The sequence below is a fragment of the Streptomyces sp. NPDC012769 genome, from assembly GCF_042901205.1.
In the GTDB taxonomy this organism is placed as follows: domain Bacteria; phylum Actinomycetota; class Actinomycetes; order Streptomycetales; family Streptomycetaceae; genus Streptomyces.
Window position 1 is genome coordinate 658,144 of sequence record NZ_JBIBCP010000005.1, and the last position, 20,718, is coordinate 678,861.

Consider the following 20,718-nt stretch of genomic DNA (forward strand, 5'->3'; position numbering starts at 1 on the left):
CCGCCCCTTTGTGTGTCGTCAGGTCTGGATCCGGACGGCCGGCGGGAGGTGCTCGGTGCCGGTGAGGGTGAGGCCCATCGCCTGGAGCTCGGTGAGCCGGGGGAGGGCGGCGAGCGCGGAGACGTCCATGGTGTCCCCCGAGTCGACGAGGACGTGCAGCTTCCGCAAGGTGGGGAACAGCCGCACCAGCCGGTCCAGCGAGGGCAGGTTCGACCGGCGGGCATCGATGACCAGCTCGTCCAGGTCGGGCAGTCGCAGCCCGTCCGGACAGGAGAACAGGTCGATGGCGTGGATCGCGAGCACGAGGAGGCGCTTCAGCTCCGCCACCTCGCGCCATTCCATGGGCGTCATGCGCGCGTCCCACAGCAGGAGCTGATCCAGCCCGGCGTGCTCCCCCAGGGCCGCAAGACCGTCCTCCGGCCAGGCGGTGAAGTGCAGCCTGCGCAGGGGGGTGGACCGCGCGAGGTCGCCGAGTCGCCAGTGGGCCTCCGCGGGAAGGCGCAGCCTGAGGCTCGCCAGCCGCCCGAGCGAGGCGAGCGCGGCCAGATCCGGCCGTACGTCGCTCCGCGTCAGGTCGAGCACCCGGGGGTCGCAGCGCTCGAGCAGGGCGGCCACCTGCCCGTCCGACACCTCGGAGCGGATGTCGAGCGCATCGGGGAGGGAGGCGAGACGAAGGATCTCCCCGGCCCGCTCGTCGTCCACGACGGTGTACCGCAGGCCGGTGGGGTCGAGACGGCTCACGATCGCGTCGGCGTAGGGCCCGGCCTCGAACCGCCCCCAGCCCCACACGAGCTGCGAGCGGACGCTCAGCGCGGGATGGGCGGCGAACCGGGCCAGGTACGGGATCGCCGCGTCGAGCTCGATGTGGGTTCCCGTCGTCACCGCCATCAGGGCTTCCTCCTCGCTCAGCCCCTCCGGGCCGGGGAGCAGGTCGAGGACGAGCCGGCCCACCTGGGCCAGCTCCCGTGCCTCCTCCAGGCTGCGGGGCGGGATGAGGTCCGCCGTACGGGCCAGGACGGCGTTGCGGACCTCCGGGGCGACCTCCGTGGCGTGGTCCATGGCCGACGCGGCCAGGAGCAGGACCCGCAACCGGGTGGTGCGGTCCTCGGTCGTGTCGGCCGCCGCGAGCAGCTCGCCCAGGATCTCGGCGCACTCGCGCGGGCGGGCGTGGCCGACCGCCATGCGGATGACGTCCTCCCACTGGTCGTCGGCGGCGTGGGAGATCAGCACGCCGATGTCCCAGCGGTCCACGAGCGCCTTGGCGGCCAGGTAGTCCTGGAAGGTGCGGTGGACGAAGTCGATCGTGTCGGCGGTGGGCTCGCGCAGCAGGCCGCTGCGGTGCAGAAGGTGGGTGAAGACCGTCTCGGTGTCGTACGCCGAGGCGTCCAGGACCGCCGGCACGGCCTCCTGGACGACCGAGCGGGCGTGGTCGCGGTCCATCTGCGTGCGGCCGTTCAGGGCGAGCCAGTACGCGAGGCGCTGGATCAGCTGGATCTGCGGGGCCTCGTCGAGCGCGATGCCGTACGGGGTGCCCATGTCCCGCTCCCGGTCGCGGCGGGTCAGCAGCATGGACAGGGCGGCCTCGTAGAGCGCCTTGCGGCCCCGGGGGAGATAGCCGCGGCGGTCACGGTGGAGGGCGCAGATCAGGCCGCACATCAGGGGGTTGGTGGCGAGCTGGGCGACGTGCTCGGTGGTGCGCAGCGCGTCGAGCAGCGGCTGCTCGTAGGGGGCGGCGTCCGGGCCCGCGGCCTGGTGCCAGCGGCGTACGAAGGTGGCCACTTCGGTACGGGACATGGGGGAGAGGCTGAGCTCGGTGAAGCCGTCCCCGGCCAGCCAGTCGTCGCCCACGGCGCTGGGGCGCGAGGTCACGAGCCAGCGGTTGCCGTCCCCGTAGGCGGAGAGCAGGTCGCGGAGCCATCGGCGGGCCCGGCCGCGTTCGGCCTCGGGGATCTCGTCGATGCCGTCGATCAGGACCAGGCCGCGCCCGGCGGTCAGGACCCGGTCGACCCAGCCGTCGGGGGCGGTGAGGGGGCAGCCGGCGGCGGCGAGGAAGTCCTCGGCGGCGGGCAGCCGCTCGCCGTGCCGGGTGAGGGTGCGCAGAGGCAGGACGAAGGGGACCCGGCCGTGGAGGTAGGCCATGCCCTCCGTGCGGCCTTCGGCGGCCGCCGAGAGGGTCAGCCACTGGACGAGGGTGGTCTTGCCGGAGCCGGCGAGACCGCGCAGCAGGATGCGGTCGTGCACCGCCAGGGCCCGGTCGGCGATGAGCGCGGCGGCGCCCGGGTGCCGGCGCCCGAAGAGCTGCTCCCGGGCGCTCAGCTCGTGCCAGGGGGCGCCGGTCTCCGCCGGTCCCGTCGCCTCCAGCGACAGATACGCCATGTCCAGCGGCCACTCGTCCGGTGAGTGGTGCAGGTCGATGCCGTAGATCGTGAGCCGGCCGTGCTTCTTCGCCAGGTGGGCCAGATAGCGCCGCTCGAAGTCCGCGTCCCGTACGGCCGGGTGGGGGACCCGGTCGCTCAGGCGGTCCAGCTTCGTGCCCAGCTCCGCCTGGCCCCGGGTCTGCTCCACGAGGGTCCTGGCCACGAAGGTGGAGCGCTGGGTGAAGAACTCCAGGATGTGGCGGCAGGCGGCTTCCGTGACGGAGTCGAGGAAGAGGGCGGAGGCGGCGGCGAGGCCGTCCGGGGGCGGGGCGGCGGCGCCGAGGCGGCGGGCGAGGGCCTGGGGGCCGAGCGCCACGGCCTGGACGTCGTCCATGTCGAGGTCGCCGAGGGCGAGGAGGCGGGCCGCGAGCGCCTCGGTGACGGCCTCGGTCTCGTCCGCGGGGAACGGCGGCTCGCCGGGGCCGTCGGCGGCGCGTTCCACGAGGGTGGCGGCGAGGCGGCGGACGTCCTTCTCGGTGAGGGTGCGCTTCTCGCCGCGGAAGGAGACGAGGGAGGAGAGCCGCACGCGCCGGGCCCCGCCCGGAAGGCCCGCCCCCGGGCCGTCGCTGACCAGCAGTTTCCTCAGGAGGGGGCCGAGCACCCCGGAGGCGAGCCGGGTGCCGATGAGTGCCGGATCCATGTGCGTCCCCCCGCGTTCCCCGCGTACGTCCCCGAAAGCGTCAGCGTAGTCCGGGACGGGTCCGCGAAGGCCCTGGTTGCGTGACCCAGCTCGCATTCGCGGGTCGGCCGTGGTGACAAGGCGCACAGGGCTTTTCGGGGGTACTAGCCGGAATAGTGGCGACTTTTGGTCTGGATTCGGGACGTTCAGGACTGAACCGGCGGGACTTTGGTCCCGGAGGGTCCCGAAGCGGGCGAGCGGCGGCCTTTCGGGCATGGGCGCCGGGGTGCCACATGGGCTTAAACCGATCCGAGCGTGCCGGTTTGTCCGATTTCGTGCGCCCCTCGTGGGGTCGTCAAGAGGTGAACTTCCCTGGAGATCGCTACGACGCGATGTCGTAGATGGGGTGTTTTGGCCGGGATGGGGGTCCGGGTTACCAAGGATGAGCAAGCCCGGCGCTCACCGCTCTCGCGCCGGGTCCCATTCTGTCCGGAGGTTCTCCCCCGTATGTCGAAGCGCGTCATGAAGCCCAGCATCCGTACCACCGCCGTCGCCCTCGCCGCCGCGGGTCTGGGAGCGTCGCTGGTGGCCGGAGCCGGCTCCGCGTTCGCCGCCGAGGGCAATGCCGCCGTCGCCAACACGCAGACCGCCGTCGCCGCGTCCGCCGCCGTCGCCAAGCAGGCCGACGTCCAGGCGAAGGCCGCCGCCCAGCTGGCCGCGCAGGTGAAGGCCGCCGCTGCCAAGGCCGCCGCCCAGAAGCAGGCCGTCGCCAAGCAGGCCGCCGTCAAGAAGGCCGCCGCCGTGAAGAAGGCCGCCGCGAAGAAGGCCGCCTGGGTCAAGCCGGTCGCCGGCTACACCCTGACCGCCAGCTACAACCAGGGCGGCGCCATGTGGGCCCACAAGCACTCCGGCCAGGACTTCGCCGTTCCGGTCGGCACCCCGGTCAAGGCCGCCGGCTCCGGCACCGTCGTGAAGGCCGGCCCGAACGGCGGCGGCGACGGTCCCGCGTACGGCAACGCGATCGTCGTGAAGCACGCCAACGGCACGTACTCGCAGTACGCCCACCTGTCGAAGATCAAGGTCGGCATCGGCCAGAAGGTCGCCGCCGGTCAGCAGATCGCCCTCTCGGGCAACACCGGCAACTCCTCCGGCCCGCACCTTCACTTCGAGATCCGCACCACCCCGAACTACGGCTCCGCCGTGAACCCGGCCGCCTTCCTGCGGTCCCACGGCGTCTCCATCTGACGGTGACGTGAGGGGTCAGGCCCGGTGGGCCTGCCCGATCAGATCGAGGGCGACCTCGAGGACGGCTTCCTGCTTCTCCTCGGGGTCGCCCTCGACGTTCTGCATGAAGAACGTCCCCGCGTGGAGTGTGAAGATCGCGCTGATGGAGCGGACCTTGTCCGTCATCGTGAAGTCCGGCTCCTGGACGAGACCGGTCAGCGCGATCATGCGCTCCTTGAAGGTCAGGCCGACGCTCAGCTTGCTCACCGCCGCCTGGTTCTCCTGCATGAAGCGGAAGAGCGGGGCCGCGGCGAGCAGTGCCCGCTGGTAGCGGCGGAGGATCTCCTGCTTGGTCTCCAGGGTGCGCGGCTGCCCGCCCGCCCACTCGATCAGCTCGTCCATGGGACGGGTGAGGTCCTGGAAGATGCTGATCAGGATGTCCTCCTTGGTCTTGAAGTGGTAGTACAGCGCGGCCTTGGTGACGTCGAGGCGCTCCGCGATCTCGCGCAGCGAGGTCTTCTCGTATCCCTGCTCGGCGAAGAGCTCGAGGGCCACGTCCTGGATGCGCTGGCGGGTGTTGCCTCGGGCCATGACTGCTCTCCACTTTCCAGGAAGCCGACGCGGAACATACTTACTTGACGACCGGCAAGTTACGGGTCTACCGTCCCCAGTGTAGAACTAGCCGGGCGGCAAGTAAGGAAACGGGCATGGCGACCTACGGGACGGACCGAGCAGTCGAGGAGAGGGAACCGCCGGCGCGCAGCGTCCGCGTCGTCCTCCTCGCCCTCATGATCGCGATGCTGCTCGCGATGCTGGACAACATGATCATCGGCACCGCGATGCCGACGATCGTCGGTGAGCTCGGCGGCCTGGAGCACCTCGCCTGGGTCGTCACCTCCTACACCCTGGCCACCGCCGCCTCCACCCCCATCTGGGGCAAGCTCGGCGACATGTACGGCCGCAAGGGCGTCTTCCTCGCCTCGATCGTGCTCTTCCTCATCGGCTCCGCGCTCAGCGGCATGGCCCAGGACATGGGGCAGCTCATCGGCTTCCGCGCCGTCCAGGGCCTGGGCGCGGGCGGCCTGATGGTCGGCGTGATGGCGATCATCGGCGACCTGATCCCGCCCCGCGACCGCGGCAAGTACCAGGGCATGATGGCCGGCGTGATGGCCCTCGCCATGATCGGCGGACCGCTGGTCGGCGGCACCATCACCGACCACTGGGGCTGGCGCTGGTCCTTCTACATCAACCTGCCGCTCGGCGCCGTCGCCCTCGCGATGGTCACCACCGTGCTCCACCTGCCGAGGAAGCGGCGCGACCCCGGCACCCGGATCGACTTCCTCGGCGCCGCCCTGCTGACCCTCGGCATCACCGCCATCGTGCTGGTCACCACCTGGGGCGGCAGCGAGTACGCCTGGGGCTCGGCCACCATCGTCGGCCTCGCGGTCGGCGGCGTCGGCGCCCTCGCGGCCTTCCTCTACGTCGAGACCCGCGCGAGCGACCCGATCGTGCCGCTGCACATCTTCCGCAGCCGCAACTTCACGCTGATGTCCGTGATCGGCTTCCTCGTCGGCTTCGTGATGTTCGGCGCGGTGCTCTTCCTGCCGCTGTTCCAGCAGTCCGTGCAGGGCGCCTCTGCGACCAACTCGGGGCTGCTGCTCCTGCCGATGCTGCTGTCGATGATGGTCGTCTCGATGGTCTCCGGCCGCATCACCACCAGCAGCGGCAAGTACAAGATCTTCCCCATCGTCGGTTCGGCGCTCATGGCCGTCGGCCTGTTCCTGCTCGCCCAGATGGACACCGGCACCTCGCGGCTCACCTCCGGCCTCTACATGGCGCTGCTCGGCGCCGGCATGGGCTTCCTGATGCAGATCACGATGCTCGTCGCGCAGAACAGCGTCGAGCTGAAGGACATGGGCGTCGCCTCCTCCTCGACCACGCTCTTCCGGACCCTCGGCTCCTCCTTCGGCGTCGCGGTCATGGGCGCGCTGTTCAACGGCCGGGTCCAGGACGAGATGGCGGCCCGCGGCGGAGGGGCCGCCACCGCCCAGTCGGCCCAGCTCGACGCGGCGAGCCTGCTCAAGCTCCCGGAGGCGCTCCGCGAGGCCTACCAGCACGCGGTCGCCGCCGGCACCCACTCCGCCTTCCTCGTCGGCTCGGCCGTCGCCGTCCTCGGCTTCGTCCTCGCCTTCCTGGTCAAGGAGGAGCCGCTGCGCGGCACCGGCCCCGGGAAGGACGAGCCCGCCCCGGCGGACGGCGCCGCCAAGGTCGTCGAGCCGGTCTGACGGTCCGGCCCCCTAGCGACGACGCCCCCGAAAACAGCCGCGCGAGGACGGCCCCCGCTGCCCTGTGGGCAGTGGGGGCCGTTGTCAGTGGCGAGTGCGAACCTCGGAGGCGTGGAGACCAGCACCCCCGAGGGTGCGCGGCTGGCCCTGCTCCGCCGGCTGCGCCTCGCCAAGGACGCCATGGACCGCGACTGGGGCGAGCCGCTCGACCTGGACGCGGTGGCCCGGCACGCCGGCTATTCGCGGTTCCATTTCGTCCGCGCCTTCAAGGCGGCCTACGGGGAGACCCCCGGCCAGTACCTCTCCCGCCGCCGCATCGAGCGCGCCCAGGAAATGCTGCGTACGGCGGACCTCACGGTCACCGAGATCTGCGGCCTGGTCGGCTTCAGCAGCCTCGGCACCTTCTCCGCCCGCTTCAAGCAGCTCACCGGCCTCACCCCGACCGCGTACCGCGCCCGGCACGTCGGCCGGGGCGCCGCGCTCATACCCGGCTGCTTCGCCCTGCTGTACGCGGGCGGCTTCCCCGGGCGGCCGCCCGGCGAGGCCGAGCGGGAGCGCGATTCCGGCGAACCCGATTCCGGCGAACCCGATTCCGGCGAGCCCGATTCCGGAGAACGCAATTCCGGAGAAGCGGGGTGAGAGGAGCGCTGTCTACGGTGGACGCATGATCAAGGGACTGGGCATCACCACCGTCTGGACGCTCGACCAGGAGCGCACCAAGAGGTTCTTCACCGAGAAGCTGGGCTTCGAGGTGCGGACCGACCTCGCCATGGGCCCCATGCGCTGGGTCACCGTCGGCGCCAAGGACCAGCCGGACGTCGAGCTGGCCCTGATGAGCCCCGACGGCCCCGCCATGGACGAGGAGTCCGCGGCCGCCCTGAAGACGCTCGTCAGCAAGGGCGTCCTGGGCGCCGGGGCGTTCCGCACCGACGACTGCCGGGGGGACTACGAGGAGTTCAAGGCGAGGGGCGTCGAGTTCGTCCAGGAGCCGAAGGAACGGCCGTACGGGATCGAGGCGATCTTCCGCGACGACAACGGCAACTGGTACTCGCTGACCGAGCGCAGCGAGGAGCTGGACTTCTCCAAGGACTTCGGGCTGACTCCGGAAGGCTGACGGAAGCGATCAGTCCGCGAGCCGCAGCACCGGGAAGCTCCCCGTGTTCGTCGGCGCGTGCTCCGGGAGCCACAGCACCGCGACCGCGCCGCCCGCGCCGTCCGGGGTGCCCTCGGGGGCCGCGTTGCGGAAGGTCAGCCGGGCGCCGAGGACCCGGGCCTGGCCGGCCGCGATGGTCAGGCCCAGGCCGTGGCCCTGCCCCGCGCGGTCGCTGCTGCCCGTACGGAAGCGGCTCGGGCCCTCCCGGAGCAGCGCCTCGGGGAAGCCGGGGCCGTGGTCCCTGACCCGGACCACGCGGCCCTCGACGGTGACCTCGACCGGGCCGGGCCCCTTGCCGTGCTTGGCGGCGTTGGCGAGGAGGTTGCCGAGGATGCGCTCCAGACGGCGCGGGTCGGTGCTGACCCAGGACTCGTGCACGACCCGGACGACCGCCTCCGGGTCGAGCGCCCGCACCCGGCGCGCGACGAACTCGCCGAGCGCGATCTCCTGCAGCTCGGCCCGCTCCGACGCGCTGTCGAGCCGGGCCACCTCCAGGACGTCCTCGACCAGGGTCCGCATGGCCTGCGCCCGGTCCCGCACGAGCTCGGTCGGGCGCCCCGGCGGCAGCAGCTCGGCGGCCGTGAGCAGCCCGGTCACCGGGGTGCGCAGCTCGTGCGCGATGTCCGCGGTGACCCGCCGTTCGGCCTCGATGCGCTCGTTCAGCGCGTCGGTGAGGGCGTCGATGGCGCGGGCGAGCTCGTCGGTCTCGTCGCGTACGACTCCGCCGACGGCGTCCCTGACCCGGACCTCGGTGTTGCCCTGGGCGACCCGGCCGGCCGCGGCGGCGGCCTTGCGCAGCCGGCGCGAGAGCTGGCCGCCGATGAGCACGCCGAGTGCGCAGCCGCCGAAGACCACCGACACCGAGCCGATGATCAGCGCCCGGTCGAGGTCCTTCATGATCGTGGCGCTGCGGTCGGCGAAGGGGACGTGCAGCGACAGCACGTCGCCGTTGGCGAGCGGCACGGCGGCCCACACGTCCGGCGCCCCGCCGTCGTGCTCCTGGATGTAGGTGCCGCGCCGCCCGTCCCGCATCAGCTGGTCGAGCTGGGGCGGCAGCGCCGGGTCGTTGATCTTGGTGCCGAAGCGCGGCTCCTTGGGCTTCGAGGTCTCGTACACCCGCTGGGCGGAGATCAGCCGCCACATCTGCACGTCACGGGCGTTGTCGAGCATGGAGACGCGGGCCGCGTTGTGGACGACCAGGCTGAGCGTGACCGCGATGAGTGCGCCGACCGCCGCGATGGCGACGGCGATCTTCCAGCGGACGCCCGTACGGAGGGCGAGCCCGTTCACCACCTGCTGACCTGCTTCGTTCTCGCCGCTCCGGCGACCGGAGCCCGTCCCTTGCGCGCGCTCATCCCTTGAGCTTGTAGCCGAAGCCCCGGACCGTCTCGATCCGGTCCTGGCCGATCTTGGTGCGCAGCCGCTGCACATGGACGTCCACCACCCGGGTGTCGCCGCCCCAGCCGTAGTCCCAGACCCGCTCCAGGAGCTTGTCCCTGGACAGCACGGTGCCCGGCGCCGAGGAGAACTCGAGCAGCAGCCGCATCTCCGTCGGGGTGAGCGCGACCGGAGCCCCGGCCTTGCGCACCTCCATGCCGTCGGTGTCGACCTCCAGGTCGCCGAAGGCCAGCACCCCGCCCGCAGCGGCATCCTCGCGTCCGCCGTCGCCCGCGCCGGCCCCGCCGGCGTGGCCGAAGCGGCGCAGCACGGCGCGGATCCGGGCCATCAGGACGGAGCCGTCGAAGGGCTTGGTGACGTAGTCGTCCGCCCCGGCCTCCAGGCCGAGGACGACGTCGATGGAGTCGGCCCGCGCCGACAGCATGATCACGGGAACGGTCGACTCGTCGCGGATGCGCCGGCACAGGCTGACGCCGTCCATCCCGGGCAGCATGACGTCGAGGAGCGCGATGTCGGGCCGGTTCGCGCGGAAGGCGTCCAGGCCGGAGAGGCCGTCGGGCATGGCCGTCACCGTGAAGCCGTCCCGCTCCAGCGCGAGCTGGGTGGCTTCACGGATGACATCGTCGTCCTCGACGAAGAGGACATGCGTCTCGGCCATGGTGCGCCTTCCGCCCTTCCTTCGTTTCGTTGCTTCCTGCGGTTCGGTCAGTGGGTCGCGTCAGTCCGAACCCGGCTCGCTCGGCGCGGGGGCGGCACCGTCGATGCCGCCGTCGCCGACGGCCTTGCTGTAGTCGTTGTGCACCCAGTCGTGCTGGCTGAACCTGTTCCCCATCCAGCGGTACGTGATCACGTCCTCGCCCGAGGGATAGGCGACCGGGTCACCCTTCGCGTACACCTGCTTGGTGACGACCAGGTCGCCCCGGTCGATCGTGCCGTACACGGCCCCGTCCTCGGCCATGAAGACGTTCCGGTACGTGTCGTTCTCCTCGCGGTACACGTACGTGCCGATGCCGATGGCGTCTCCGCAGGTCATCACGTTCACGACGACGTCCGGGGAGGTGGAGCCGGTCAGGTACCCGTAGGAGGTGTCCACCGGATAGGCGTCCGCGGCGCACGGCTTGAGGTCGGCCTTGAGCCGCTCGCCGATCTTCGGGTCGGCCTTCAGCAGGGCGATCGGGTCCACCCGCTCGGAGGCGAGCCCGCCGTCCCGGCCCGGCGAGGCGGACGGCTTCGGTGCGGCGGGGACGGTCGAGGCGACCTCGTCGGGGCGGGCCGCTCCCTCGTCACGGGAGCCGGTGCCCCCGGTCGAGCAGCCGGCCACGAGCACGCCGACGGCGGCGAGCCCGGCCATCGCCGTGACGCTCGCCGCCCGCTCCCTGGCAGTGAAAGCCGGTCTCAGGCCGCGCACCGCTCCCGCTCCCGCTCGTCGCCTCGTACGGCCTTCGCCGTCCGCTCCAGGACACCCGCGTCCAGAGCCCGGGCGTCGCCGTCGGCGGCCCGGCTCTCCAGTTCCTGGCGCAGTCGGGCCAGGGCGCGGTGGAGCGTGCTCTTCACCGTACCGGTCGACATCCCGAGCGCGGCGGCGGTCTCCTCCGTGCTCATCTGCTCCCAGTGACGGAGCACGACCACGCTGCGCTGCTTGGGCGCGAGCACCTTCAGGATGTCCATCAGCAGGGCCCGGTCGGCGTGCTGCTCGGTGGCGTCCTCGACGCTCGCGTCGGGCAGCTGCTCGGTGGGCACCTCTTCGAGCTTCCGGGCCCGCCACCACTCGGTCCGGGTGTTGATCATGACCCGGCGGAGGTACGCGTCGGCCAGCGACTTGTCGGCGATGCCGTCCCAGCGGCCGTACGTACGGGCCAGCGCGGTCTGCAGCAGGTCCTGGGCGTCCACCGGGTCGGGCACCAGACGGCGGGCGCTGCGCAGCAGCGCGTCCTGCCGAGTGCGTACGTACTCCTCGAAATCGAGCACCTCGCCGTGCGCCATCCCGAACCGCCTCCGATCCCCGTGACCAGCCCTGATCTGTTACGTCGACGACGCTACGGAGCGGTTGTCACGAGGCTGTGCGGGGCAGCCGTCGGCGGGCGCACGGCTACCCATCGGTTGTGTAACAGCGGATTCATAGGTTCCGGATCCTTCGGATCGAAGGCGGTCCGGGGGTGTGGGGCACGGTTCGGTGCCGGTCCGGTCCACGGCCGGGGGCCGGGGCCGGGGCGAAAGCCGGAGCCCGGGCGCGTGAGGCCGGGCGGCCCGGGCGCGGGCGGCATCGGCGGGCGGCCCGAGCCCGGGGCCATGGCCGCCCGGCCGGGCTCAGGCCAGCGGCAGGCGGTAGCGGCCGCCTTCCAGCGGCTCGACCAGGCCGTCGGCGACCAGGCCGTCCAGGGCCCGGGCCCGCTGCACCGGTTCGTCCCAGACCGCGTCCAGGGCCGCCTGCTCCACCGGGTCCACGGCCTCCCGCAGCACGGCGAGCAGCTTGCCCCGCACCTGCCGGTCCGTGCCCGCGTACGTCTGGCCGCGCCGCGGCGGGCCGTCGTGGGCCGGCTTCCCGGCGAGGCGCCAGGCGCACCGGTCGGCCAGCGGACAGCGCCCGCAGTCCTCGTTCCTCGCGGTGCACACCAGCGCGCCCAGTTCCATGGAGGCCGCCGCCCAGCGGGCCGCCGTCGCCTCGTCCTCCGGCAGCAGGGCCCGGGCGAGCCGGCGCTCGGCGGCGGTGGTGGCGTTCGGCGGATACTGCACACCGGTCGCCGCCCGCGCGAAGACCCGGCGCACATTGGTGTCCAGGACCGGATGCCGCTGCCCGTACGCGAAGGAGGCCACCGCCGCGGCCGTGTACTCCCCGATCCCCGGCAGCGCGAGCAACTGCCCGTGATCCCTCGGTACGTCACCGCCGTGCCGCTCCGTTATGGCCACGGCCGCCGCGTGCAGCCGCAGTGCCCGGCGCGGATAGCCGAGCCTGCCCCAGGCGCGGACGGCCTCGCCCGGCGCCTCGCCGGCCAGATCGGCCGGGCGCGGCCAGCGCGCCAGCCACTGCTCGTACACGGGCAGCACACGCACGACCGGTGTCTGCTGGAGCATGAACTCGCTGACCATCACGCCCCACGCCCCGGCCTCGGGGCGGCGCCACGGCAGATCGCGGGCGTGCCGGTCGAACCAGGCGAGGACCGGACCGTGCAGCTCGGCGGAGAAGACGGGAGCCGCGGGGTCGGCGGAGGGCGCAGAGGCGGCGGGGGCCGCGGGCGCCGGGGGGACGACGGCGGAAGGGGTCTCGGGGGACGGGGCGGAAGCGGCGGAAGTGGAAGTCATGGCACCCCCGATCCTGGCACGTTCTCCGTGCGATCAGTACGCGCCGTGGCGCACGCCCTCGGGGCGCGCGGAGGCACGCACGCGCGGGCTGCGCCCCACGCACCACACCACCGCGCCGTTGCGGCTCGACCTCGCCGTCCCGACCAGGGAGCGGACCGGCCGCCCGGCCGCCTTCACGACGACGAACGCGACCGCGCCGCCGACCAGCAGGCCGACCGTCACGTCGTGCGGGTAGTGCACGCCGACGAAGACCCGGGAGAAGGCCATGAGCAGGGCCATCGGAGCGGTCAGCCAGATCATCCCGCGCCACGACAGGGCGAGCGCGACGGCGGCCGCCCCGGCGATGGCCGAGTGGTTGCTGGGGAAGGACCAGTCGCCGTACGCCGGGCAGTCGACGAGCGGGGCGGGCGCCCCGGCCACCGCCCGGCACGGACGCTCCTCGTCGACCAGTGACTTCAGCCCCTCGCTCACCACGTAACCGAAGGCGGTCGCCAGCGGGGCGAGCAGCGCGAGCGCCATCGCGTCCGCCGACCCGTGCCGCTTCCGCCACCAGCCGGCCACGAACAGCGCCCCGAAGAGCAGCAGGCCGAGCTCCGTCCAGACCTCCGCCAGTTTCTGGAACCAGTGCGGGGTGGTGTGGGCGAACTCGGTGATGTCGAGATACAGGCCGTCGGAGAGGTCAGGGAGGTTTTCCATGGTCAGGACGGTATCCGGCGCACGGACCGGTCCGCCCCGGCCGATCGGCGACCCCCGTCCCCGACGAAAGTAGGGGGTGCCGAACAGGCGCCCCGCGAGGGGTCGGTGGGGGTTCCGGGGGGATCTGGATGTGATCATCGGCAAAACTTGTGCCTGGGGCGGCATGGGGGGCGGGAGTTGGCCGCGATCTCTCGTAAGGTTCGTGGCGTGGGATCTCTGCGCAATCCGGTCGGGCCGCTTCCCTCCTCCATCTACTGGCGTCGGAGGGCCGTCGCGCTGTGCCTGATCGCCCTGCTGGCGGTGCTCGCCGTGTGGGCCCTCACCTCCGGTGGCGGTCAGGGCGGGAAGCGCGACGACTCCACCAACGGCGCCTCTCCCGCGCCCTCGATCACCCCCGGACCCTCAGGCTCCGGCCCGGCGATCAGCCAACAGCCCGGCGGCCGCGACGAGTCCGGCGGTGGTGACACCACGGGCGGCGACGGAACGGGCGAGGGCGACGGCGGTACGGACGCGGGGGCGGGCGCGGACGCCGGTCCCTCCGGCGTCGGCAAGAACGGCGACACGGACGGCACGGGGGCTGACGGCGGTGCCGGCGCGGGCGCGGGACAGCGGGTTCCGGCCGATTCTCCGCTGCCGAACTGCGCTCCCGCGACGATGCAGTTGACCCTCCGCAGCGCCAAGGTGGCCTACGAGCCGGGCGAGAAGCCCCGCTTCCTCCTGGTCGTGAAGAACACCTCGGCCGCCGACTGCAAGGCCGATCTCGGGCCCAAGGCGGCGGTGTTGACGATCCGTGACACCAAGGGCGAGCTGTGGTCCTCCGAGGACTGCCCGCGCGTCGCGGCCCCGCTGCTCCTGAAAGTCCCGGCGCGGTCGACGATCACCCACACCGTGGAGTGGGACCGCCACCGCAGCGCCCCGCGGTGCGCGACCGCCCCGGCGGGCGAGGTCGGCCCGGACACCTACCTGGTGGAGGCGTCGGTCGCGGGCGTGAAGGTGTCGCCGGTGTCGTTCCGGCTGGACAAGGACTGACGGGCAAGGGACTGACGGCCAAGGACTGACGGGCGAGGGCCGACGGGGTACGGGGCCTGCGGCCCCCCAGCCCGGTCCGCCCGGTCCGCCGTCGTCAGACGTACCGCTCCAGGATCGACGACTCCGCCAGCCGCGACAGACCCTCGCGGACGCTGCGCGCCCGGGCCTCGCCGACGCCGTCCACGGTCTGGAGGTCGTCCACGCTCGCCGCGAGCAGCTTCTGGAGTCCGCCGAAGTGCTCCACCAGACGCTCGATGATCGCGCCCGGCAGCCGCGGCACCTTGGCGAGCAGCCGGTAGCCGCGTGGGGAGACCGCCGAGTCCAGCGTCTCGGGGGAGCCGGTGTAGCCGAGCGCCCTGGCCACTATCGGCAGTTCGAGCAGCTCGGCGTGGGTCAGCGCGTCCAGCTCGGTCAGCGCCTCGGCGACCGTACGGGACCGCTTGGCAGTTGGCTCGGGCACGTAGTCACGGATGACCAGCTCGCGCTCCGGCTCCACGCCCGCGATCAGCTCGTCGAGCTGGAGCGAGAGCAGCCGGCCGTCGGTGCCGAGCTCCACCACGTACTCGGCGATCTCGGTGGCGATCCGGCGCACCATCTCCAGGCGCTGGGCGACCGCGGTGACGTCCCGGACGGTCACCAGGTCCTCGATCTCCAGCGCGGAGAGCGTGCCGGCCACCTCGTCCAGGCGCAGCTTGTAGCGCTCCAGGGTCGCCAGGGCCTGGTTGGCGCGGGACAGGATCGCCGCCGACTCCTCAAGGACCCGGCGCTCGCCGTTGACGTACAGGGCGATCAGCCGCATCGACTGGGACACGGACACCACCGGGAAGCCGCACTGCTTGGACACCCGGTCCGCGGTGCGGTGCCGGGTGCCGGTCTCCTCGGTGGGGATGGACGCGTCCGGGACCAGCTGCACGCCGGCCCGCAGGATCTTGCTGATGTCCTTGTCGAGGATGAGCGCCCCGTCGAGCTTGCACAGCTCGCGCAGCCGGGTGGCGGTGAACTCGACGTCGAGGACGAAGCCGCCGGTGCACATCGACTCGACGGTCTTGTCCATGCCGAGCACGATCAGACCGCCGGTGTTGCCGCGGAGGATCCGTTCGAGCCCGTCGCGCAGGGCGGTGCCGGGGGCGACGGCGCTGAGCGACGCACGCATCAGTGCCTCGTTGTCCTTGGCTGCCACTGCACTCCTCCGGCTCGTACGGATGGGCGAGACCAGGGCAAAGTCTAGCGACACCGCCCCGTCGCCCTCCGCCGCGCGCCGGAAGCCCCCCGCCCGGGAGCCCGCTCCGACCCCGCCTCGACCTCGCCCGGCCCCCGGCGGTGTGCTGCCCTCGCCTCCCGGCCGCCCTACCCCTCGGCCTCCTGGGGCGCGCGGGCCCGGCGGCCGCGCGGCAGCACCCGCAGGGCGTCGCCCATGTCCGCGACCTCGGTGACCTTCATGCCCGGCGGGACCTTTCCGGGGTCGGTCGGGACCAGCGCGTGGGTGAAGCCGAGCCGGTGCGCCTCGGCGAGCCGGCGCTGCACGCCGGTCACCCGGCGGACCTCGCCCGCCAGGCCGACCTCACCGATCGCGACCAGGTTCTTCGGCAGCGGGGTGTCGCTGGCGGCGGAGGCCAGCGCGAGGGCGATGGCCAGGTCGGCGGCGGGCTCGGAGAGCTTCACCCCGCCGACGGTCGCGCTGTAGATGTCCCGCTTGCCCAGCGCGGTGATCCGGCCGCGCTGCTCCAGGACCGCCAGCATCATCGAGACCCGGGAGGTCTCCAGACCGGAGGTGGTCCGGCGCGGCGAGGGGATCTGGGAGTCGACCGTCAGCGCCTGCACCTCGGCCACCAGCGGCCTGCGGCCCTCCAGGGTCACCGTCAGACAGGTGCCGGGCACGGCCGTGTCGCGGCGGGTCAGGAACAGGCCCGACGGGTCGGTGAGTCCGGTGATGCCCTCGTCGTGCAGCTCGAAGCAGCCGACCTCGTCCGTCGCCCCGTACCGGTTCTTCACGCCGCGGACCAGCCGCAGCCGCGCGTGCCGGTCGCCCTCGAAGTGCAGCACCACGTCGACCAGGTGCTCCAGGAGCCGGGGGCCCGCGATGGCGCCGTCCTTGGTGACGTGGCCCACGAGCAGCGTCGACATGCCGCGCTCCTTGGAGGCCCGGATGAGGGCGCCTGCGACCTCGCGGACCTGGGCCATGCCACCGGGGGCACCGTCGATCTCCGGCGAGGCGACGGTCTGCACCGAGTCCAGGATCAGCAGCGAGGGCTTCACGGCGTCCAGGTGCCCGAGGACGGCCGACAGATCGGTCTCCGCCGCCAGGTAGAGGTGGTCGTTGAGCGCGTTGATCCGGTCCGCGCGCAGCCGGACCTGGCTCGCGGACTCCTCGCCCGTCACGTACAGCGTGGGGTGCTCGTCGCTCGCGGCCTTGGCGGCGACGTCGAGCAGCAGCGTGGACTTGCCGACGCCCGGCTCGCCCGCGAGCAGCACGACCGCGCCGGGCACGAGCCCGCCGCCCAGGACCCGGTCCAGCTCGTCGACACCGGTGCCGCGGGCCGTCGCCTGCCGCCCGTCGACCTGGCCGATGGGCAGCGCGGCCGTGGACACGCGGCCCGCGGCGGTGGTCCGGACGGCGGGCGTGCCGTACTCCTCCACCGTGCCCCAGGCCTGGCATTCGGGGCAGCGGCCGAGCCACTTGGCGGTCTGCCAGCCGCACTCGGTGCAGCGGTAGGACGGCCGGTCCTTGGCGGTTTTGGTACGAGCAGCCATGGGCGCCACCGTAGCCCCCGCCACTGACAACGCTCCCCGGCGGCACCCGGCGGCCGCCGCCGACGGCATCGGGTCCGGCCGCCGCCGGGACGTCTCGTGTCCCCTTTCGGGCGATAGCTTCACCCGTACGGATTAAAAGTGTGCAAGCGGTGAGAAGACCCCCCGCCCTCTTGCCTACCGTCGCCGGGTGACGAGCAGCAGGCTGGAACACCCCACGCGAACCACCGGCGGCCCCCGCACCCCGGGCCAGCGGCCCCCCGCCCGGTACGAGGAGTACCTGGACGGGCTCTTCACCTACTGCCTCTCGGTGCTCTGCGACCACGACACGGCCACCGCCGTCCTCGGTGACGTGCTGGCCATCGCCGAGCGCCACCACGGCCGCTGCCCCGCCGACGCGTCCGGCCGCCGCGCCTGGCTGTACGCCCTGGCCCGCTGGGCCTGTCTGCGCAGCCTCGGCGAGCAGCGCGGCAGACGCCACGGCGCCCACACCGGCCGCCCCGCCGTCGCCGCGCCCGCCCCGCGACCGGTCGCGCCGGAGACCGCCGAGCGGCGCCGGGCCGAACTGGCCGCGCTCGCCTGGCCCGAGGCCGCGGGCACCACGCCCGAGCAGCGCGAGGCCCTGGAGCTGTCCGTGCGGCACGGCCTGGGGCCCCGCGAGGTCGCCGCCGTGCTCTCGCTCGACCCGGTCGCCGCCCGTGAGCTGCTGGCCTCCGCGGGCTGCGAGGTCGAGCGCACCCGCGCCGCCCTCGCCGTCGTCGAGACCGGCGGCTGCCCCACCGTGGCCCGCCTCACCGGCGACCACCAGGTGCTGCTCTCCTCCGCCCTGCGCGCCGAGCTGGTCCGGCACGTCGACGACTGCCCCCGCTGCCGCCGGGCCGCCGAGCGCGCGGGCGCCGGAGCGCCCTGGCCGGGCGCCCTGAGCGCCCCCACCGGGCGGCTCCCGATCGTCGAGGCGCCGCGCGCCGCCGCGTACGTGGCGATGCTGCACGTCCCGCGCGCCCGCGCCGGCGCCCCCCGCTTCGGCCCGACCGGCTTCCCCATGGACCCCAAGGACCACGCGGCCCGCCGCGACCGGATGCGCGCCCGCGCCGTCACCACCACCGTGGTCGCCGCGGTCGTCGCCGCCCCGGTCCTCGCCCTGTGGACCTCGTACCGCGGCACACCCGTCGCCGGCGAGGGCCACGAGGGGGCGCGGATCAGCGCGCGCGAGCAGGACGGGCCGGGCGCCTCCCAGGGCGCCGCCGCCGGCCGCCCCGGCGAGCGCTACGAGAACACGGGCAACGCCCAGGCCACACCCGCCCCCGGCCTCCCCCGCAGCCCGGACGTGTCGGTCGAGGTGATCAGCCCCGGCGCGCCCACCGCTCCGGCCCGGCCGGGAGAACCCGCGCCCGCCCGGATCACCGTCGCCGCGCGAAGCAGCGGCGCGACCACCCTGCTCACCCTCACCAACGACGGCGGCGCGCCCGCCGCCTGGTCGCTGTGGTCCGACGCCCCCTGGCTGTACGTGAGCCAGGCCTCCGGCACCCTGCGGCCGGGCGAGGCGGTCACGGTCCGGATCTCCGTCGACCGCTCCCGCGAGCCCGCCGGCGCCTGGAGCGCCCGGGTCGGGATCGAGCCGTCCGGCGCGGTGGTGCGGATCGACGGTCACGGGGCGACGCCGCCCTCCACGGACCCCACCACACCGCCGCCGACCACGACGGAGCCGACGACCCCGCCGCCGACCGAGCCGCCGACCACCCCGCCCCCGACGACCGATCCGACGACACCGCCTCCGACGACGGAGCCCACCACGGAGCCCACACCCGCGCCCACCGACTCGGCGACCGGCACACCGAGCCACGACCCGGCGCCGTCCACTCCCTAGGGGTTCACGTCAGGAGCACGAAGTCACAGGTACGGAGTCAGGGGGCCGGGTCCGCCGGGTGCGGCGCCACCAGCGGCAGCTGGGAGGCGAGCCGCGCCTCGCACAGCCCGACGAGGACCTTGTACGCCCCCTCGCCCATCATCTCGACGAGCTCGGGCCGGTAGGAGACGTAGACCGGCTCCGGGCCGACGTGTGCCGAGCTCGCCGTCGTGCAGTACCAGTGCAGGTCGTGGCCGCCCGGGCCCCAGCCGCGCCGGTCGTACTCGCCGATCGACACCTGGAGGACCTTGGTGTCGTCCGGGCGCTCGATCCAGTCGTAGGTGCGCCGCACCGGCAGCTGCCAGCACACGTCCGGCTTGGTCTCCAGCGGCTCCCGGCCCTCCCGCACGGCCAGGATGTGCAGGGAGCAGCCCGCGCCGCCCGCGAAACCGGGACGGTTCTGGAAGATGCAGGAGCCCTCCCAGCGGCGGGTCTGCCGGTCGCCGTCCTCGTCGAGCTGCACCCAGCCCGTCTCGTTGCCGACGTCGTGGAACTGCCACAGCTCCGGAGTGAGCCGGGCCACATGCTCGGCGACCCGCTTCTCGTCGTCCTCGTCGGAGAAGTGCGCGCCGAGCGTGCAGCAACCGTCGTCGGCGCGGCCCTCCTGGATACCCTGGCAGCCGTTGCCGAAGATGCAGGTCCACCGGGAGGTGAGCCAGGTCAGATCACAGCGGTAGACCTGCTCCTCGTCGTCGGGATCGGCGAACTCGACCCAGGCGCGCGGGAAGTCCAGGCCCTTCTCGTCGGGCTCGGCGGCGTCCTTGCCCCGCTTCCTGCCGACCTTCACGGCCTTGGCCGCGTGCGCGGTCCTGGCCGCCTTGGCGGCGTGGTCGTCCGAGGGGGCGGCTGCACTGTCTTTGCCCGGCTTCGCCTTTTTCGTCTTTGGCACAACGCCAAGCGTATGCGGGCGCGCGCAGTAGCGTTCCGTCCATGAGACTCGGAGTCCTCGACGTCGGTTCGAACACGGTGCACCTGCTCGTGGTGGACGCCCACCCCGGCGCCCGCCCGCTGCCCGCCCACTCCCACAAGGCGGAGCTGCGGCTAGCCGAGCTCCTCGACGAGCGCGGCGCCATCGCCGAGGCGGGTGTGGAGCGGCTGATCGCCACGGTCCGGGAGGCGCTCACGGCCGCCGAGGACAAGGGCTGCGAGGAGGTGCTGCCGTTCGCGACCTCGGCGGTGCGCGAGGCCAGCAACGCCGACGCGGTCCTCGCCCGGGTGTACGAGGAGACCGGCATCGCGCTCCAGGTCCTCAGCGGCGAGGAGGAGGCCCGGCTCACGTTCCTGGCCGCCCGGCGCTGGTTCGGCTGGTCCGCGGGCAAGCTCTTCCTCCTCGACATCGGCGGCGGGTCCCTGGAGATCGCCTTCGGCATCGACGAGGAGCCCGACACGGCCGTCTCCCTGCCGCTCGGCGCGGGCCGCCTCACCTCCGGCTGGCTGCCGGGCGATCCGCCCGAGCTGACGGACGTGAAGGCCCTGCGCCGCCACGTGCGGGCGCAGATCGCCCGTACGGTGGGGGAATTCAGCCGCTTCGGGCCGCCCGACCACGTCGTGGCGACCTCCAAGACCTTCAAGCAGCTGGCCCGCATCGCCGGCGCCCCCGGCTCGGGCTTCGGGCTGTACGTCCAGCGCAACCTGTCCCGCAAGTCCCTGGAGGAGTGGGTCCCGCGCCTCGCCGCCATGACCGCCGGTGAGCGCGCCGCCCTCCCGGGCGTCTCCGAGGGCCGGGCCGCCCAGCTCCTGGCCGGCGCCCTGGTCGCCGAGGGCGCGATGGACCTCTTCGGCATCGAGGAGCTGGAGATCTGCCCCTGGGCGCTGCGGGAGGGCGTCATCCTGCGCCGCCTGGACCACCTGCCGTAACGCCGCCTGGACCACCTGCCGTAACGTCGCCCGGCCCCCGGCCGTAACGCCGCCCCGCCCCCTGCCGTGCGGGCCCCGGGCCGGGG

The 20,718-nt window shown here is 73.3% G+C and carries 18 protein-coding genes; 7 read left to right on the forward strand and 11 right to left on the reverse strand.

Annotated features, from left to right (window positions below; all coding sequences use genetic code 11):
• Positions 1-18: 18 nt before the first annotated feature.
• Complete coding sequence (locus ACFY7C_RS28295) at positions 19-3,057, reverse strand: NACHT domain-containing protein (RefSeq protein WP_389655584.1); 3,039 nt, start codon at positions 3,055-3,057, stop codon at positions 19-21.
• Positions 3,058-3,543: 486 nt separating this feature from the next.
• On the opposite strand from ACFY7C_RS28295, the gene ACFY7C_RS28300 reads away from it, so the two are divergent.
• Entirely contained in the window at positions 3,544-4,281 is a 738-nt protein-coding gene (locus ACFY7C_RS28300) for a M23 family metallopeptidase (RefSeq protein WP_389655586.1), read from the forward strand.
• 15 nt (positions 4,282-4,296) lie between these two features.
• Here the strand turns inward: ACFY7C_RS28300 and ACFY7C_RS28305 are convergent, their stop codons facing one another.
• Positions 4,297-4,851 (reverse strand): TetR/AcrR family transcriptional regulator, encoded by a 555-nt coding sequence (locus tag ACFY7C_RS28305; protein WP_389655588.1) that lies wholly within the window; start codon positions 4,849-4,851, stop codon positions 4,297-4,299.
• Between the two features lie 116 nt (positions 4,852-4,967).
• Between ACFY7C_RS28305 and ACFY7C_RS28310 the strand changes: the two genes are divergently transcribed.
• The 3 genes from ACFY7C_RS28310 to ACFY7C_RS28320 all read left to right on the forward strand — a co-directional run bounded on the left by ACFY7C_RS28310 (position 4,968) and on the right by ACFY7C_RS28320 (position 7,659).
• Positions 4,968-6,545, forward strand: a complete 1,578-nt coding sequence (locus ACFY7C_RS28310) for an MDR family MFS transporter (protein WP_389655590.1) — start codon at positions 4,968-4,970, stop codon at positions 6,543-6,545.
• Positions 6,546-6,725: 180 nt separating this feature from the next.
• Positions 6,726-7,184: a helix-turn-helix transcriptional regulator gene (locus ACFY7C_RS28315; RefSeq protein ID WP_389655687.1), complete on the forward strand. Its 459-nt coding sequence runs from the start codon at positions 6,726-6,728 to the stop codon at positions 7,182-7,184.
• A 25-nt stretch (positions 7,185-7,209) separates the two neighbouring features.
• Positions 7,210-7,659 (forward strand): VOC family protein, encoded by a 450-nt coding sequence (locus ACFY7C_RS28320; protein WP_389655592.1) that lies wholly within the window; start codon positions 7,210-7,212, stop codon positions 7,657-7,659.
• Between the two features lie 9 nt (positions 7,660-7,668).
• Here the strand turns inward: ACFY7C_RS28320 and cseC are convergent, their stop codons facing one another.
• From cseC to ACFY7C_RS28350, 6 genes are all read right to left on the reverse strand, one after another.
• Positions 7,669-8,988: a two-component system sensor histidine kinase CseC gene (cseC, locus tag ACFY7C_RS28325; RefSeq protein WP_389655594.1), complete on the reverse strand. Its 1,320-nt coding sequence runs from the start codon at positions 8,986-8,988 to the stop codon at positions 7,669-7,671.
• 61 nt (positions 8,989-9,049) lie between these two features.
• On the reverse strand, positions 9,050-9,754 hold the full coding sequence (gene cseB, locus ACFY7C_RS28330) for a two-component system response regulator CseB (protein ID WP_389655596.1): 705 nt from the start codon (positions 9,752-9,754) through the stop codon (positions 9,050-9,052).
• Between the two features lie 60 nt (positions 9,755-9,814).
• Positions 9,815-10,504, reverse strand: coding sequence for a hypothetical protein (locus ACFY7C_RS28335; protein ID WP_389655598.1), 690 nt, complete (start codon positions 10,502-10,504; stop codon positions 9,815-9,817).
• Positions 10,492-11,079: a SigE family RNA polymerase sigma factor gene (locus tag ACFY7C_RS28340; RefSeq protein ID WP_389655600.1), complete on the reverse strand. Its 588-nt coding sequence runs from the start codon at positions 11,077-11,079 to the stop codon at positions 10,492-10,494. The genes ACFY7C_RS28335 and ACFY7C_RS28340 overlap by 13 nt, the downstream gene beginning before the upstream one ends.
• 324 nt (positions 11,080-11,403) lie before the next feature.
• Positions 11,404-12,396, reverse strand: coding sequence for an A/G-specific adenine glycosylase (locus ACFY7C_RS28345; RefSeq protein ID WP_389655602.1), 993 nt, complete (start codon positions 12,394-12,396; stop codon positions 11,404-11,406).
• Positions 12,397-12,429: 33 nt separating this feature from the next.
• Positions 12,430-13,092 (reverse strand): phosphatase PAP2 family protein, encoded by a 663-nt coding sequence (locus ACFY7C_RS28350; RefSeq protein WP_389655604.1) that lies wholly within the window; start codon positions 13,090-13,092, stop codon positions 12,430-12,432.
• A 207-nt stretch (positions 13,093-13,299) separates the two neighbouring features.
• On the opposite strand from ACFY7C_RS28350, the gene ACFY7C_RS28355 reads away from it, so the two are divergent.
• On the forward strand, positions 13,300-14,121 hold the full coding sequence (locus ACFY7C_RS28355; protein ID WP_389655606.1) for a hypothetical protein: 822 nt from the start codon (positions 13,300-13,302) through the stop codon (positions 14,119-14,121).
• Positions 14,122-14,215: 94 nt separating this feature from the next.
• Here ACFY7C_RS28355 and disA read toward each other — a convergent pair whose 3' ends face one another.
• Positions 14,216-15,274 (reverse strand): DNA integrity scanning diadenylate cyclase DisA, encoded by a 1,059-nt coding sequence (gene disA / locus ACFY7C_RS28360; protein ID WP_356698777.1) that lies wholly within the window; start codon positions 15,272-15,274, stop codon positions 14,216-14,218.
• A gap of 194 nt (positions 15,275-15,468) precedes the next feature.
• Positions 15,469-16,872 carry a DNA repair protein RadA gene (gene radA, locus ACFY7C_RS28365; protein ID WP_389655608.1) on the reverse strand — a complete coding sequence of 468 codons (1,404 nt, stop codon included), beginning with the start codon at positions 16,870-16,872 and terminating at the stop codon, positions 15,469-15,471.
• A gap of 187 nt (positions 16,873-17,059) precedes the next feature.
• On the opposite strand from radA, the gene ACFY7C_RS28370 reads away from it, so the two are divergent.
• Positions 17,060-18,736, forward strand: coding sequence for a hypothetical protein (locus ACFY7C_RS28370; protein WP_389655610.1), 1,677 nt, complete (start codon positions 17,060-17,062; stop codon positions 18,734-18,736).
• Between the two features lie 37 nt (positions 18,737-18,773).
• On the opposite strand, the gene ACFY7C_RS28375 is transcribed toward ACFY7C_RS28370, so the two are convergent.
• Entirely contained in the window at positions 18,774-19,562 is a 789-nt protein-coding gene (locus tag ACFY7C_RS28375; protein ID WP_389655689.1) for a hypothetical protein, read from the reverse strand.
• Positions 19,563-19,705: 143 nt separating this feature from the next.
• Between ACFY7C_RS28375 and ACFY7C_RS28380 the strand changes: the two genes are divergently transcribed.
• Positions 19,706-20,632, forward strand: coding sequence for a Ppx/GppA family phosphatase (locus tag ACFY7C_RS28380; protein ID WP_389655612.1), 927 nt, complete (start codon positions 19,706-19,708; stop codon positions 20,630-20,632).
• Positions 20,633-20,718 lie beyond the last annotated feature (86 nt).

What these genes read in the sequence shown, in the direction of transcription:
- cseB (WP_389655596.1), bottom strand. Translation starts at nt 9,754, where the DNA reads ATGGCCGAGACGCATGTCCTCTTCGTCGAGGACGACGATGTCATCCGT.
- ACFY7C_RS28380 (WP_389655612.1), top strand. Translation starts at nt 19,706, where the DNA reads ATGAGACTCGGAGTCCTCGACGTCGGTTCGAACACGGTGCACCTGCTC.
- ACFY7C_RS28350 (WP_389655604.1), bottom strand. Translation starts at nt 13,092, where the DNA reads ATGGAAAACCTCCCTGACCTCTCCGACGGCCTGTATCTCGACATCACC.
- ACFY7C_RS28340 (WP_389655600.1), bottom strand. Translation starts at nt 11,079, where the DNA reads ATGGCGCACGGCGAGGTGCTCGATTTCGAGGAGTACGTACGCACTCGG.
- radA (WP_389655608.1), bottom strand. Translation starts at nt 16,872, where the DNA reads ATGGCTGCTCGTACCAAAACCGCCAAGGACCGGCCGTCCTACCGCTGC.
- ACFY7C_RS28300 (WP_389655586.1), top strand. Translation starts at nt 3,544, where the DNA reads ATGTCGAAGCGCGTCATGAAGCCCAGCATCCGTACCACCGCCGTCGCC.
- ACFY7C_RS28310 (WP_389655590.1), top strand. Translation starts at nt 4,968, where the DNA reads ATGGCGACCTACGGGACGGACCGAGCAGTCGAGGAGAGGGAACCGCCG.
- ACFY7C_RS28315 (WP_389655687.1), top strand. Translation starts at nt 6,726, where the DNA reads ATGGACCGCGACTGGGGCGAGCCGCTCGACCTGGACGCGGTGGCCCGG.
- disA (WP_356698777.1), bottom strand. Translation starts at nt 15,274, where the DNA reads ATGCGTGCGTCGCTCAGCGCCGTCGCCCCCGGCACCGCCCTGCGCGAC.
- ACFY7C_RS28295 (WP_389655584.1), bottom strand. Translation starts at nt 3,057, where the DNA reads ATGGATCCGGCACTCATCGGCACCCGGCTCGCCTCCGGGGTGCTCGGC.
- ACFY7C_RS28345 (WP_389655602.1), bottom strand. Translation starts at nt 12,396, where the DNA reads ATGACTTCCACTTCCGCCGCTTCCGCCCCGTCCCCCGAGACCCCTTCC.
- ACFY7C_RS28320 (WP_389655592.1), top strand. Translation starts at nt 7,210, where the DNA reads ATGATCAAGGGACTGGGCATCACCACCGTCTGGACGCTCGACCAGGAG.
- ACFY7C_RS28305 (WP_389655588.1), bottom strand. Translation starts at nt 4,851, where the DNA reads ATGGCCCGAGGCAACACCCGCCAGCGCATCCAGGACGTGGCCCTCGAG.